The organism is Paenibacillus alkalitolerans (genome assembly GCF_016482785.1).
GTDB classification, from domain to species: Bacteria; Bacillota; Bacilli; order Paenibacillales; family YIM-B00363; genus Paenibacillus_AE; species Paenibacillus_AE alkalitolerans.
In genome coordinates, this window is record NZ_JAEMXM010000026.1 from 21,320 (window position 1) to 35,565 (window position 14,246).

Genomic DNA, 14,246 nt, shown 5'->3' on the forward strand with positions numbered 1-14,246 from the left:
ACTAGAAAAATTTCGAAAAATATGTTTTCAGAAAAAGCCGACAAATATCGACGCCTTGGGACAAAAATCCACTGTGCCCTCTGCGAATTGTGTCATATAATGGTTGATAGATTACAGATGGGGGAAAAAAGATGGAGAGTGTACTTGCAGCATTGCTTTTATTGTTCGGAAGCGGCGCTTCCGCCGATGCGGACGTTACCTGGGATGAGTTGGCCCGCGCGTCGGAAAGGATGAGGGAAGCCGCCGTTCATGCGGAACGAGGCTCATCCGGCATCCCGATGGTGGAGAAGGTCGATCCCCAGCCGGACGCGCCGAAAGTGAAAGGCGTCTATTCCACCGCACACAGCGCGGGAGGCGCCCGTCTCGAAACTTTGCTCAAGCTGATAGACGAGACGGAATTAAACAGCTTGGTCATCGACGTGAAAGATGATTGGGGGTACATCACGTATCCGTCGAACGATCCGGACTTAATAGCTCGGGGCACGGTAAAGACTATCATTAGAGATCCTGCAAAGTTGATGGAGTCGCTGAAGGCTCACGACGTTTACCCTATCGCCCGGGTTGTTGTGTTCAAGGACACCGTTCTTGCCGCCAAACGCCCGGACTTGTCGTTCATTAAGGCCGACGGAACGGTATGGAAGAACGGCAAAGGCGATGCGTTCGTCAATCCGTACCGAAAGGAAGTATGGGAATACAACATCCAAGTGGCAAAGGAAGCCGCCGCACTCGGTTTTAAAGAAATCCAATTCGATTACGTGCGATTCCCCGAAGGATTCGAGAAGAAAGCCGACGCTCTCCAATACCATCAAGATGAACGGAAAAGAATCGAGGTCGTGGCGGATTTCGTCAAATACGCGAAGGAGCAGCTCACCCCGTTGGGCGTCCGGGTGTCGGTGGACATATTCGGATACGCCGCATCCGTACCGGCCGCGGAAGGGATCGGTCAGGACTTCGAGCAAATTTCGAAGTACGTGGACGTCATCTGCCCGATGATTTACCCGAGCCATTACACGACGGGATGGTTCGGCTCGAAAGTGCCCGACGCCCAACCGTACGTCACCATCGACGGCGCTATGGAAGATACGCATGAGAAGCTTGCCCCGCTCGGAGAGTTTAAGCCCGTCATTCGCCCTTGGATTCAAGACTTCACCGCCTCTTGGGTGAAAGGGTACATCCGTTACGGCAAGCATGAGGTGGAAGAGCAAATCCGCGCGCTGAAGGATAACGGAGTCGACGAATTCTTACTTTGGAACGCGGTGAACCGCTACACGGAAGGCGTCGATTATAAATAAAGAAGAACCTCCAAAACCACGTAAAGGTGGGGTTGGAGGTTCTTTCGTTCAATTTCGTTCACTTGCCGGGTGCCGGTACAATATAGGGTCAATATTGAAGCTGTCGATTCATTGTGAGCGATATAACCGGAGTTTCTCCGGTTAGGAGGGTGCAACAGGCCGAAAGTGAGCGCTGTATCCGGAGTTTCTCCGGTTAGGAGGGTGCAACAGGCCGAAAGTGAGCGCTGTATCCGGAGTTTCTCCGGTTAGGAGGGTGCACCAGGCCGAAAATGAGCGCTGTATCCGGAGTTTCTCCGGTTAAGAGGGTGCAACGGACCGAAAATGAGCGCTGTAACCGGAGTTTCTCCGGTTAAGAGGGTGCAACGGGCCGAAAATGAGCGCTGTATCCGGAGTTTCTCCGGTTAAGAGGGTGCAACGGACCGAAAATGAGCGCTGTAACCGGAGTTTCTCCGGTTAAGAGGGTGCAACGGGCCGAAAATGAGCGCTGTATCCGGAGTTTCTCCGGTTAAGAGGGTGCAACGGGCCGAAAGTGCCGGATACATGCGCTGCAAGCGAAAAATTTCGGCTGCAAGCTCGTGTCAACTCCGCGAAGCATCAATAATATACCCCGCTCCCTTGGCGGACCTTTTCTTCTCCACGATCGTCGACGACCGGATTGCCGGCATGGCGACGTAATGGCGCTGCAGATGCTCTTCCGCGGCGGCGAACGCTTTCTCGTCGTCTTCGGCAAGCACGATCGCCACGCACTCTCCACGGTCAGACTCCATTTCAATTTTGTATAAATACATTGAAAGTTGCTCCTTCTATCTTTAGGATTATATAAGAAAAACTTCTATCGAAGTACATTCAAGGAAGCCAGACCGCGATTAGAGGAAGTTTTTCTTGAAACATCAGAAAGGCGTATTTGTCATAAAACTTATACTTTCTGATGTTATAAAAGTCACAAGGAGGACCAATCGATGGTCAAAGTCGGCGATCAAGCCCCTGCATTCGAGGCGGACAGTACGAAAGGGATAATCCGTCTCCAAGATCACCTTGGGAAGCGCCCCATCATCCTGATCTTCTATCCTATGGACAATACTCCGGGCTGCACTAAGCAGTTATGCGCAGTCACCGATTCGAAGAGCGACTACGAACAACTGGACGCGCTCGTGCTCGGCGTAAATGCTGCGAACGTTAACGAACACGGCCGGTTCGCAAGCAAATTCGGTTACGGTTTCCCGCTTGTTGCGGATGAAGGAGGGCGCATTCGAAAGCTGTACGGCATCGGCAAGGTTTTGGGATTTCTCGTACAGCAGCGCACCGTCGTAGCCATTGACAAAGAAGGGCGAGTCGCCGCGGTAATAAAAGGAAACCCGCCCACGGAACAAATATTGTCCGTGCTGCGGGCTTCTACATAAACGCTCTTACTCCGACAACCGGAGCGCGAGGTCGTACAATTCGCGGTTGAACGGTTTTTTCGCCGTGACGACCCGCTCAAAGTCGGTGGCGACCAATTCGCCTTTGATAACGCCGCACGCTTTGCCGGAATCGCCCACCAACAGCCGGCGCACCGCGAAATCTCCGAGACGGCTCGCCAAGATGCGGTCGTTGTGGGTCGGAGAACCGCCGCGCTGAATGTGACCGAGAACGGTGACGCGCGACTCGAGCCCGTTGCGTTCGGTGATGCCTCGCGCAATATCTTCGCCCGAGCCCACTCCCTCCGCAACGATAATAATGCTGTGCCGCTTGCCGTTGTCGAAATGCGCCTTCATTCTGGCAGCCACATCGTCCAAGTTGAAGGGTACTTCCGGAACGAGAATCGTCTCCGCGCCGCTTGCGAGTCCGGCGTATAAGGCGATGTCGCCGGCATGGCGGCCCATCACTTCCACGACGGACGAACGCTCATGCGAAGTCATCGTATCGCGCAGCTTGTTCACGGCGTCAACTACGATGCCTACAGCCGTATCGAAGCCGATCGTGAAATCGGTGAACGGAATGTCGTTATCGATCGTACCCGGCAGCCCCATCGTCTTGATTCCCAGCTTGGACAACTTGTTGGCGCCTTGATACGACCCGTCGCCGCCGATGACGATTAACCCGTCGATCTCGCGTTTGCGCAAGTTTTCAGCAGCCGTCTGCCGGCCTTCCTCGGTCATGAACTCTTTGGAGCGGGCGGTTTGCAAAATGGTGCCCCCGCGATGGATAATGTCGCCGACGCTGCGAATGTCCATTTCCCTAATATCGTCATGGATAAGCCCATGGTAACCTCTTTGTACCGCAAACACCCTCAACCCGTGATAAATGGCGCTCCGGACTACCGCACGAACACCGGCGTTCATTCCTTGCGAATCGCCGCCGCTTGTTAACACCGCAATTGATTTTACAGACATCGTATGAGTTCCTCCCAGTTATGTATTCTCTCAGGATTTTCTTGTGCTTTGAATTTGCGGGCCTCTGATACCCTGTCTTCTGCGGATCCATACGGAGTTCGCCCAGAAAAACAAACGGGTCCACGGACTTCTTCTCATGAGCTCCTTCGTGATGAAAGAGACGTCGCGCTGCCTCTTCACCTTCGGATCGGATAAATATAACGCGAGCAGCCCTTCGACAATCATTTGGTGAAAGCGGCCGTCGGGCAGCATGGAAACTCCGCCGCGAGCATTGTCCGCAAACCACCGGATCCGCTCGGCGGCTCGGGACTCGCTTTCGTAATACTCGCAAAAATTCAAATCTCCGCCGATCCGGTCTTCTTCCCGGTCGATGAGATAGTCAAGCAATATATGCAACCCGCACACGTGCGGAAAATAAACACTTCGGATTTGTTCCGCCATCGATTCGTTCATTGTCTTGTCTGCGGACGCAAGAAACAGCATAAACACTCCGAGCGTCGAACCGGATGCGGCCGCAAATTCGTTCCAATGAATATCGGGGTATCTCGAACGGTGCCGGTTCCACCAGTTCTGCAGCTCCGGCTCCCTCTCTTCAACACGGATATGCTTGTACACTTGAAGGTCGGCGTAAAGACTTACCAGCTCTTGAACGTACGGCTGCGCCGCGCTGTAAGACGGCAACAGACATATGCAGGATTGACATGTTTTTACCAGCTTATGCAAGTAACCGCCGTCTTGCGTTTCGGTACGGAATTCGTAATAATCGGGCAGCGCGGCCGAAGGGTCCACCGCATGAAGCATGGACAGATGCAGCCTGCGGAAATCTTCGCGGCTGTAAGACGTGCTGCGGTCGCACAAGTTATCCAAGTAATCGCTGATCGTCTGGAACGCGACGATCAACGGGATGAGAACGTGTCTGTTCGGCAGGTCGGCGGCTGCGTACACCGCTCCTCCTTGGCAGTGAAACCTTTTGTCCGTAATGCTTGCAATCGCCTGTCTGCGAAGCTCCGGGTCGGGAATTTTTTCCGCTTCCGACAGCCATCCGTCGAGCTGAGCCGAAACTTCGGGGAGAACGTACTTATAGACCCGGAACATGAGCGAGAGAGGCCCTTGAGGCGCCGCTCCGGCGTTACCTTTCGTTCGGTTCAAAGAGCGTACCTCCAAATACTTGCCGGAAACAAAAGGATAGCAATAGTTCGACCTCGTCCCGTTGGATTCTCTCCAAAGCTTCAACATACGGCGAATGGGTTAGTCCGTCCTTGGCTTCACCTGCGCCCCATTCCACACAATCGACGAACGCATACGGTTTCCATTCGCCGTCGCGAACGAGCTGCGACAGCAAAGCTGCCTCCCGGCTTCCCGGATATTGTTCCCGGAACCCGGCCGCCTTCAACGACGCTTTGGCGGCGAGTTCCGGGAAAACCGGATGTTGTCCGACGCGGTGAAACCAATATTTCGCGTTGCCGTAATCGCCTTCCATCCGATGCATGATTCCGTGCCAAAAGCTGCCGGTTCCTGTTTCAACATCTTGCGATATTGTGTGCGAAGCATCCAAATCGTCGTTCCACAGCAGCAGTCCGGACTTTAGAGCGAGCTCGTCCGGGGAAGAACCGGGAACGGCGGCCGCGATTCGTCCGGACAGCTCCGTATTCCACGGTTTTATCGGAGCCAGCCGCTGCAGGGGAGTTCTATCTCTCAGCATGGCCGCAATTTGCCGAATATCCGAAACAGTCAATACTCTCCCCTCCCAGATTGCCGGATGAATATTTGTTCCGGCACGTGTTATGTATAAATATGCAATGTCCGGGTTGACCCTGTTGACGCCGGCGCACTGCACATACTATCGCATACCGCATACAGACTTCAACTCTTTGTCCGCACCCGTTTCTTCTTCCAATAAGTATAGCTAATGATGGGCTTTCGCCGCAACGTCTTGATTCAACCTGTAATAAATATGCAAGTCGTTGATTGCGCTGGCCAAATCTGCGATTTCCCAGCTTAAACCGCATACTTTCTCGAAATTTTCTTCTTGATCCAGACGCTGCTGCAAATCCGTTATCTCCCGTTCGAGCGCAAATATCCGGTCCGGTATCCGGCCGCGGACGCCTTCCCAATACAGCAGAATCCGGGCCTGCTCTTCAAGCGTATATTCCTCCCATTCCCGCTCCAAGGCGGGCAAAGGAATTCCGAGCCGTTCGTCGTATGCGAAATTTTCCTCAGGACGAAATAAGTCCATGTGCGATTCACTCCTGCCTTACTGCATCTCATGTCCGTTCACGCGGCAACCTCTTTTCCCACTATACCACGAGACACGGAAGTTTTTCATGGCAAATTCCCGCCCGGGAGAAAATTAGGCCTTATTCGGCAACCGAGACGCCAATCCCGCGTTGACGTCCGGAGATGATCCGTTATAATTACTATTAGGTATTAGTACCAACTACTAAAATTGTAAGGCGTGAAACGATGACGAATTATTCATTGGTAAAAGAAGTGATTCATGGGCGCAGAAGCGTTCGCAAATATACGGAACAGCCGGTGACGGAAGAAGACGTGCGCGAGCTGATCGATTGCGCGCGGTATGCGCCTAGCGACACGAACTCGCAAACGTGGGAGTTTATCGCGGTCCTCAACCGCGAAGCGATCGGCCGCATCGAAGAGATGACGTGGGAAGAGCTGCACCGCCGGGCTGCGGATGCCGAAGCGCGGGGTCTGGAGAAGGAAGCCCGCCTCCTCACCCGCTCGTTCGGGCCTTACGCAACGGCGTTCAGCGGAGCACCCGCGCTAATCGTCTGCTTGGCGACACCTTATACTTCGAAGTTCCGCGACCGCATCTTCGATCCGATCGCTCTTGTCGACGAGGATGTTTGGCGGGAAGAAGGCATTAAATCGAGCTGCCTGGCCGCTCAAAACCTGATGCTCGCCGCTCATGCGCGCGGCCTCGCGACGTGCCCGATGACGGGTCCGGTGCTGCTGGCGGAACAGCGCTTGAAGAAGTACCTTGAAATCCCCGAGGACCGCCAGGTGAACATGGTCATCGCGCTCGGCCATCCGGCGGAAACACCTGCGAAGCTGTCTCGCAAGGAAGTGCCGGATATTTTACGGGTGATCGTGTAGGACAAGGGAGAAAGTTGCAAGGCGTCGAGCTGCGGATCAGGCGGCGAAAAACGCAAAAGAATAGGAATGAAAAAAGGGACGGCTGTCCCTATTTTTCATTCCGCACAGAAAAACAGCTCAATCGTTAAATTCCACGTTGTGGTATACTTGTTGCACATCCTCCAAATCTTCTAACGCATCTATCAATTTTTCAAATTGTGCCTGCGCTTCTTCCGAAAGCGTTACGTAATTTTGCGGAAGCATTGTTAGTTCCGCGACAGTAAAATCGGTGACGCCGGCAATCTTGAATGCTTCTTGCACCGCATGGAACCGGTCGGGTTCGGCATAAACGATAACCGCTTCCTCTTCCTCCAGCACATCGCGCACGTCAACATCCGACTCCAGCATTATCTCTATGACTTCATCCAATGATTTACCCTCTACGCCAATGACGGCAGCCGCATCAAACATATATGACACCGATCCGCTTACACCCATGCTGCCGCCGTTTTTGTTAAATGCGGCGCGCACGGCGGAAGCGGTGCGGTTGACGTTATTTGTCAATGCATCGATGATGATCATTGATCCGTTCGGGCCGAAGCCTTCGTACCGAAGCTCTTCATAGATTTCTTCAGAGCTTCCTTTTGCCTTTTCGATTGCCCGGTCAATGATCGCTCTCGGAACGTTGTATGTTTTTGCCCGCTCGAGAACGACTTTTAAGGCCCGATTGGATTCCGGATCAGGCTCGCCTTTTTTTGCGGCTACATATATTTCAAGTCCGAATTTTGCATAGATGCGGCTCGTATTTGCGTCTTTCGAAGCTTTTTTTTCTTTAATATTGTTCCACTTGCGACCCATGATGTACCCGCTTTCTTATTATTTTCTTGATATCCTGTACAATTATATCGCTAAGAGCGGCACTTCAACAAGTCGCAAATGCTTGAAACCCGTGGCGTTGCATCTTATCCTTGAGCATATTCCGATATCAAAGCCTATCTCGGTTTTGCCATGCGCAGCAGTTCCGACGAGCCCGGTATAAACGGCAAATGCGAACGAACCGTCTCCACGCGCGCCCCCCTCGCAGCGGCATCCTCGATGATGCTCGGCATCGCCGAATAACGTTCGAACCGCAAGTTGCAAATCGGGTATATACGAAGCTCTCCGCCCGGACGCACGACGCGATACAGCTCCCGAACGGCCTCGAGATGGAACGACGCATCGAATTGTTCCTCATATAAGAATAGAAAGTGACTGCACAGCACCAGCGAAAATGTCCCGTCGGAAAAAGGCAGGTTCGGCAAAGACGCGGGAACGTAAATAGACTCGTCGCCTCGCTCGCGCAACGCCCGGTAATCGGCGATAAACCGCTCCAACGACTGTTCGCGGTTTGCCCGGTGGGCGTCGATGCCCCCGTAGAACGTCCAGTCGAAACGGTCTTTCAGACGCGCCAGCTTTGCGGTGGATACGCCGATTTCTTCGAGACTTTCCTCATACAAGGCATCCGGGGATATTGCATACCGCGGATCGGCGGCGTTCGCCTCAATGCCTCGCGCCCGCAGCTCGGCGGCGAACGACGACGCTCCGGCCGCCGCGTCCAGCACGGGGCCGCCTTCGCGCAGCTCCGTCTCGTCCAACGAGAACATCGCCGCGTACTCTCGAAACGACCGGCACGTCACTGCCACGCCTTCTTGGGGATAAAACGGTAGAGACTGCTCTTTTGCGCTCATTTTACTCAACTCTCCTCTTCTCAACTCGACTCATCTCGATCCCGCGCGCCTATGCGCACGAGATGCCACTAATTGTAACATACCCGCCGAACCTCGGTCACCACTTTGCGCATTTGATTTTAGGCGATGTTTTTTGTATGATGGCGCGGAAAGGATGGTGTACGGACATGGCACAAACCAAGAAGTTTCAAATTTACAAAAAGGATAAATGGAACATGATTTCTGCCGAGGTTCGCGGCCGGGAAATCGAAGTGATTGAAATCAGCGATCAGTGGGGCGAAGATTCCCGGACATTTTACAGCCGCCCCGAGCTGATGCATTGGGTGCACGAGCGGTTCGCTCCCGACCGGTTCGACGGTCCCGAAGAAGAACGAATCCGCATTATCGGAGAATTCGAACGGCTGTAAAATAGCGAAGGAGCGAGCCTCGTGAAAATTGTAATAGCCCCCGACTCGTTCAAAGGCAGCATATCGTCCGAAGCGGCTGCCGCCGCGATCGAGAAAGGTATTAAGCGCTTCCTCCCGAATGCCGTTACCGTGAAGGTGCCGATTGCCGACGGCGGTGAAGGCACGCTGGACAGCCTCTTCGCCTCGGCGGACGGCCGCAGGGTAACCGTGCAGGTCACCGGCCCGATGGGCGCTCCCGTTCTCGCGGAATACGGCGTGCTGTCGCAAAGCGGTGTCGCCGTGATCGAGATGGCGAAAGCTTCGGGACTGTGCTTGGTTGAAGCGGATGAACGGGATCCGCTCCGCGCGAGTACATACGGAACCGGGGAACTGATTAAATCGGCGCTCGATGACGGCTGCCGCGATTTCATATTGGCAATCGGCGGAAGCGCCACCAATGACGGCGGCGCCGGGATGCTGCAAGCGTTAGGAATGCGGCTGTCGGACGGCGGCGGGTCCCAGGTCGGCCATGGAGGCGGCGAGTTGGGACGGATCGCAGCGATCGACGACAGCGAATGGGATCCCCGGATCGCCGAATCCCGCTTCGTGATTGCGTCGGACGTACAGAACCCGCTTGTCGGCCCGGAAGGAGCTACTCATGTATTCGGCCCGCAAAAAGGCGCCTCGCCCGGCATTGTTGCGGATCTGGAACGAAACATGACTGTGTGGGCGAATACGATCGAACGGAAAACCGGCGTCCGATTGCACGACAGGCCGGGCGCCGGCGCGGGCGGCGGCATCGGCGGAGCGTTCCTCGCCTTCTTCCCCGCCTCGTTCCGCCGAGGAATCGACGTGATGATCGAACACTCGAATTTCCGGAACGCGCTGCGCGGCGCCGATCTCGTTATCACCGGGGAAGGACGGATCGACCGTCAAACCGCATCCGGCAAAACTCCGATGGGCATCGCGCAGGAAGCTCGGAAGGCGGGCGTCCCTGTAATCGCCCTGGCCGGATCCGTCGGCCCGGGAACCGAGCTTCTTCACGAGCATGGAATCCATGCCGTGTTCAGCATCGTGAACGGCCCGATGGGCCTGCAGCAAGCGATGGACGGCGCCGCCGCGTTGCTGGAACAAGTGTCGGAGCAAGTATTGCGCACTTTCTGCATCAATTGCAAACCGGACTCACAAAGTTAAATCTTCAAGTGCGGCATCTTGAGCGGCGACGCCGCCACCTCGACGAGCGCCGGACGTTGTTCGTTCAGCGCTTTCGTCAAGCAATCGCGTAATTGCTCGCCCGTGGACGCTTTATAAGCCGCACCGCCGCAAGCGGAAGCGATCGCCGCGAAATCCGGGTTGTTGAGGGTGCTCCCTAGACGGTCGAGCCCTTCGTTCTCCATCTTGTTCATCTCTGTCGCATAAGCGCCGTTATTGAGCACAACGACCGTGATCGGCAGATTCAGATTGACCGCCGTCTTGAATTCCATCAACGTTTGTACGACGCCGCCGTCGCCGGCCACCGCCACCGCTTGGCGGTCGGGATGCGCAAGCTGCGCGGCGATCGCCGCGGGAAGCGCGAATCCAAGCGTCCGCCAGCGGCCGGACAGCAGCACTTGTTGGCCGCGATTTTCGAAGATGCGGTTGAACCACAGCGTATGGTCGCCCGTATCAAGCGCAATGATTGCGTCCGGCGCGACGCATTCCGCAATTGTCTTGATCACGCGCTGCGGCGCGACGGGCGAACCGTCTTGCGCGGCTTCCGCATCGATGCGCCGCCGCCACTGCGCGCGCACCTCCGCGATGCGCCGCTTCCATGCCGCCCGCTCCCCTTCTTCACCGCGCAAGCCTTGCGCAAGCTGCGCAAAGCGCGGCAGGATGGCGCTAAGATCGCCAACCAGACCGCGCGCCAACAGATGTCCGACGCCGATATTTTCCCTTGCCGCATCGATTTGAACGATCCGCGCCGCAACCGGCGTATAGTCGTCGGGCCACCATGTCGTACCGAACATAACAACAAGATCGCTTTCCGCCATAAGGACGCTAGCCGCTTCCGATCCTGCGAGTCCTACTCCTCCGACGAACCGCTCATGACCGTTCGGAAACACGTTCATCGCAGGCATCGAGGCGGCGACGGCCGCCCCGACCGCATCGGCGAGGGCGACCGCATCGCCCGTCAACCCCTCGATCCCGCGCCCCAACAAGAACATCGGCTTCTTTGCCTCGGCGATCAGACGGAACGTCTCGTCCACATCCTTGTCCGGAGCCAGAAGAGGCTGGCGGAGATGCGGGGAATACGGGGTGACCGTACCGTTCACCTTATCGCGGAACATCCTTTTCGGAACCGTAATGTGCGACACGCAGCCGCGCACCTCGCTCATGACGAGAAACCGGTGCAGCATCTTGGGCAGCGCGTCGGCATCGGTCAGCATTTCCGTATATGAGGCGATCGGAGAGGCGGTGAGCTGCTGCTGAATGTACTGCTTTGCATCCGTGCCGACCTCCTTTCCTTCAACCTGCCCGGTAATGGCGAGTACGCCTGCTCCGTCCGCAAACGCGTCGCCCAGCCCGTTCAGCATATTGGCGAGACCCGGACCGCTGGTGCCAAGCACGACGCCGATGCGGCCGGTTAGCTTAGCTTCTGCGGATGCGGCTAACGCGGCGGCGTTTTCGTCGAGGAAAGGTACATATTGGATTTTATTTTGCTTTGCTATATCATCTAAGAAGTATAAATTGGCGTCGCCGATTACGCCGTAAATTCGTTTCACTCCCCAGGCGGCCAACTGTTCAAGGAAAAACCGCCCGACGGTCAAACCTTGATCCGGTTTGCGCTGATCGGCATTGACCGGCTCGTCCTGCAGCCTGTCTATCGTTTGTTCGAGCACGGACGGACTCATTGTTGTATGTACCCCTTTCAAGTTTTTGTTAGGTTTCCCTTTGCTTGCCTTGCCATGCATCGGATTGGATGAAAAGAGGTGTTGTTGATGAATGTGTCCGGCCCTTTGGTTTTGTTTGTGATCGTATCGTTTTGTTTAGCCGGTGTAGTGATTTTGCGAAAAGAAGCGATTCCTCAGCCGCTGCGCAAAATTTTGGCCATCTTTTCGCTGGTCATGATTGCCGCCTCTTTTATCATGATGACCTATTCGTTCTACACTGCCGGAAAATGAATAGCAACAAGAATATTCAAGGTAGCAAGACCGCGAATAAAGGGAGGTTTGGATTGAACATTGAAATTATCCAGTATCGTATCAAACTTAATGAATTTCAATGTTATAATGGAAAAATAAGGGCTCATACTAAGGGAATGGCGATTTTCGATTCCTTGGGGTGATCACCGAACCATGAGCCGTTATACCAAAGCAGCGTTGGCCGCAATCACACTCACTGTGGCCGCATGTATTTTTGTACAATCATTCCACACTTGGAGGGATACGATGACTACGACCACCGCTCAACTGCCCAAACGAGCCGACGTGCCGGCGGAGCACCAATGGAAGCTGGAGGATATTTATCCTTCGCAAGAAGCATGGAACAAAGAGTATCAAGAAGTGAAAACCTTGCTCGGCGACGTGCAGCAGTATCACGGAAAACTTAACGATGCGGCGCAGCTGAAAGCTTGTTTCGAGCTCGAAGATAAAATATCGATGCTGATCGAGCGCCTCTACGTTTACTCGAATATGCGGCACCATCAAGATATGGCGGATCCTACATACCAAGCGCTGTCGGATAAATCGAAGAAGCTGTCCGTCGAAGTGGGCGAAGCGCTCTCGTTCATTACGCCGGAAGTGTTGACCTTGTCCGAGGAGCAGCTGAAAGAGTTCATCGCAAATCCGGACCTCGCGGATTACAAACATACGCTGGAAGAGATGCTCCGCCAAAAGCCCCACGTGCTGTCCAAAGCGGAGGAAGCGCTGCTCGCTCAAGTGGGCAACATTTCGCAAGCGCCGGGCACGATCTTCGGCATGCTCAATAACGCGGATATGAAGTTCCCGAAGATCAAAAACGAAAAAGGCGAAGAAGTCGAACTGACGCACGGCCGTTACATTCAATTTCTGGAGAGCCGCAACCGTGAAGTCCGCGAGAATGCGTTCAAAGCGATGTACGCCACTTACTCCAAGCAAAAAAACACGCTCGCGGCAACGCTCAGCGCGAATGTGACGAAAAATTTGTTCTATTCCAAAGCGCGGAAATACCCGTCGGCGCTCGAGGCTTCACTATACGGCGACAACATCCCGAAAGAGGTTTACACGAACCTCATCTCGACCATCCATGAGCATTTGCCGCTTCTTCACCGCTACATGAACTTGCGCAAGAAGCTGCTCGGGGTGAACGAATTGCACATGTACGACTTATTCACGCCGCTTGTCGACGAGTTCGATATGGACGTTTCATATGAAGAAGCGAAGAAGACCGTCAAAGACGCGTTGAAGCCGCTGGGCGACGATTACTTGAACGTGCTCCAGTCCGGTTACGACGAAGGATGGATCGATGTCTACGAGAACGAAGGCAAGCGATCTGGCGCGTATTCCTGGGGCGCATACGGCACGCATCCGTACGTGCTTCTCAACCATAAGGACAATCTGAACTCCATGTTCACGCTTGCGCACGAGATGGGCCACGCGCTCCACTCGTACTACTCCGATAAGGAACAGAAGTACCGCGACGCGCAGTACACGATCTTCCTCGCGGAAGTGGCGTCCACGCTCAACGAAGCGCTGCTGATGGACTACATGTTAAAGCGTACGGATGATACGAAGGAAAAAATGTACCTGCTCACCTACTACGCCGATCAATTCCGCACCACCGTGTTCCGTCAAACGATGTTCGCGGAGTTCGAGAAAATCATTCACGAAAAGGCGGAAGCGGGCGAATCGTTCACCCCGCAATTGTTGAGCGAAATATATTACGACTTGAACAAAAAGTACCACGGCGAAGGAATGGTCGTCGATCAGGACATCGAGATGGAGTGGGCGCGCATTCCGCACTTCTATACGAGCTTCTACGTGTACAAATACGCGACCGGCTTCTCGGCGGCGACGTCGTTCGCTAAGCAAATTCTCGAGGAGGGAGACCCGGCGGTGGACCGTTACCTCGGTTTCCTCAAGAGCGGCGGCAGCGACTTCTCTATCAACATCCTCAAGAGAGCCGGCGTCGATATGTCTTCCCCGGAACCGATTCGCCAAGCGATGAGCGTGTTTGAGGATTTGATCGAAGAGATGGAAAAATACGCGAAGTAAGAACGAACCTCCCCGCGATTAGATCCGGGGAGGTTTTGTATGGGGCACGGTGCGCCATATCTCCGCAACAAACAATGCACATGACTCCGGTCGATCGTTTATTCGATTTAAACCGACAACCGGGCTGTTCAAATTTAGACTCTGA

General features: G+C 54.6%; 15 protein-coding genes. 7 read left to right on the forward strand and 8 right to left on the reverse strand.

Going from position 1 to position 14,246, the window contains the following annotated elements:
* The first annotated feature begins 131 nt into the window (after positions 1 to 131).
* A complete protein-coding gene (locus JET16_RS25630) occupies positions 132 to 1,292 on the forward strand; it encodes a putative glycoside hydrolase (RefSeq protein ID WP_199622089.1) in 1,161 nt (386 codons plus the stop codon).
* Between the two features lie 578 nt (positions 1,293 to 1,870).
* On the opposite strand, the gene JET16_RS25635 is transcribed toward JET16_RS25630, so the two are convergent.
* Entirely contained in the window at positions 1,871 to 2,080 is a 210-nt protein-coding gene (locus JET16_RS25635; protein ID WP_199622091.1) for a DUF3906 family protein, read from the reverse strand.
* Positions 2,081 to 2,251: 171 nt separating this feature from the next.
* Between JET16_RS25635 and JET16_RS25640 the strand changes: the two genes are divergently transcribed.
* Positions 2,252 to 2,692 (forward strand): peroxiredoxin, encoded by a 441-nt coding sequence (locus tag JET16_RS25640; protein WP_199622093.1) that lies wholly within the window; start codon positions 2,252 to 2,254, stop codon positions 2,690 to 2,692.
* A gap of 6 nt (positions 2,693 to 2,698) precedes the next feature.
* On the opposite strand, the gene pfkA is transcribed toward JET16_RS25640, so the two are convergent.
* The 4 genes from pfkA to JET16_RS25660 form a co-directional block, all read right to left on the reverse strand.
* A complete protein-coding gene (gene pfkA / locus JET16_RS25645) occupies positions 2,699 to 3,664 on the reverse strand; it encodes a 6-phosphofructokinase (RefSeq protein ID WP_199622103.1) in 966 nt (321 codons plus the stop codon).
* 30 nt (positions 3,665 to 3,694) lie between these two features.
* Positions 3,695 to 4,813 (reverse strand): tetraprenyl-beta-curcumene synthase family protein, encoded by a 1,119-nt coding sequence (locus JET16_RS25650; RefSeq protein WP_407673193.1) that lies wholly within the window; start codon positions 4,811 to 4,813, stop codon positions 3,695 to 3,697.
* The gene (locus JET16_RS25655) at positions 4,794 to 5,399 is read right to left on the reverse strand and encodes a hypothetical protein (protein ID WP_199622106.1); all 606 of its coding nucleotides are present in this window, start codon (positions 5,397 to 5,399) and stop codon (positions 4,794 to 4,796) included. Before JET16_RS25655 ends, JET16_RS25650 begins: the two co-directional genes overlap by 20 nt.
* A gap of 171 nt (positions 5,400 to 5,570) precedes the next feature.
* Entirely contained in the window at positions 5,571 to 5,900 is a 330-nt protein-coding gene (locus JET16_RS25660) for a hypothetical protein (protein WP_199622109.1), read from the reverse strand.
* A gap of 227 nt (positions 5,901 to 6,127) precedes the next feature.
* Between JET16_RS25660 and JET16_RS25665 the strand changes: the two genes are divergently transcribed.
* Positions 6,128 to 6,778 carry a nitroreductase family protein gene (locus JET16_RS25665; protein WP_199622124.1) on the forward strand — a complete coding sequence of 217 codons (651 nt, stop codon included), beginning with the start codon at positions 6,128 to 6,130 and terminating at the stop codon, positions 6,776 to 6,778.
* 117 nt (positions 6,779 to 6,895) lie between these two features.
* Here the strand turns inward: JET16_RS25665 and JET16_RS25670 are convergent, their stop codons facing one another.
* Together JET16_RS25670 and JET16_RS25675 are read right to left on the reverse strand one after the other, a co-directional pair.
* Positions 6,896 to 7,615 (reverse strand): YebC/PmpR family DNA-binding transcriptional regulator, encoded by a 720-nt coding sequence (locus JET16_RS25670; protein ID WP_199622128.1) that lies wholly within the window; start codon positions 7,613 to 7,615, stop codon positions 6,896 to 6,898.
* A gap of 134 nt (positions 7,616 to 7,749) precedes the next feature.
* Entirely contained in the window at positions 7,750 to 8,484 is a 735-nt protein-coding gene (locus JET16_RS25675; RefSeq protein ID WP_199622131.1) for a methyltransferase domain-containing protein, read from the reverse strand.
* A 167-nt stretch (positions 8,485 to 8,651) separates the two neighbouring features.
* Here JET16_RS25675 and JET16_RS25680 point away from each other — a divergent pair, with 167 nt between their 5' ends.
* Both JET16_RS25680 and JET16_RS25685 read left to right on the forward strand, forming a co-directional pair.
* On the forward strand, positions 8,652 to 8,891 hold the full coding sequence (locus JET16_RS25680; protein ID WP_199622134.1) for a hypothetical protein: 240 nt from the start codon (positions 8,652 to 8,654) through the stop codon (positions 8,889 to 8,891).
* A 21-nt stretch (positions 8,892 to 8,912) separates the two neighbouring features.
* Positions 8,913 to 10,064, forward strand: coding sequence for a glycerate kinase (locus JET16_RS25685; RefSeq protein ID WP_199622137.1), 1,152 nt, complete (start codon positions 8,913 to 8,915; stop codon positions 10,062 to 10,064).
* Here the strand turns inward: JET16_RS25685 and JET16_RS25690 are convergent.
* A complete protein-coding gene (locus tag JET16_RS25690; RefSeq protein WP_199622140.1) occupies positions 10,061 to 11,761 on the reverse strand; it encodes a thiamine pyrophosphate-binding protein in 1,701 nt (566 codons plus the stop codon). The two genes, JET16_RS25685 and JET16_RS25690, sit on opposite strands and share 4 nt — an antisense overlap.
* Before the next feature lie 87 nt (positions 11,762 to 11,848).
* On the opposite strand from JET16_RS25690, the gene JET16_RS25695 reads away from it, so the two are divergent.
* Together JET16_RS25695 and pepF are read left to right on the forward strand one after the other, a co-directional pair.
* Positions 11,849 to 12,031, forward strand: coding sequence for a hypothetical protein (locus tag JET16_RS25695; protein ID WP_199622143.1), 183 nt, complete (start codon positions 11,849 to 11,851; stop codon positions 12,029 to 12,031).
* A gap of 267 nt (positions 12,032 to 12,298) precedes the next feature.
* Positions 12,299 to 14,101 (forward strand): oligoendopeptidase F, encoded by a 1,803-nt coding sequence (gene pepF, locus JET16_RS25700; protein ID WP_199622156.1) that lies wholly within the window; start codon positions 12,299 to 12,301, stop codon positions 14,099 to 14,101.
* The last annotated feature ends 145 nt before the right edge of the window (positions 14,102 to 14,246 follow it).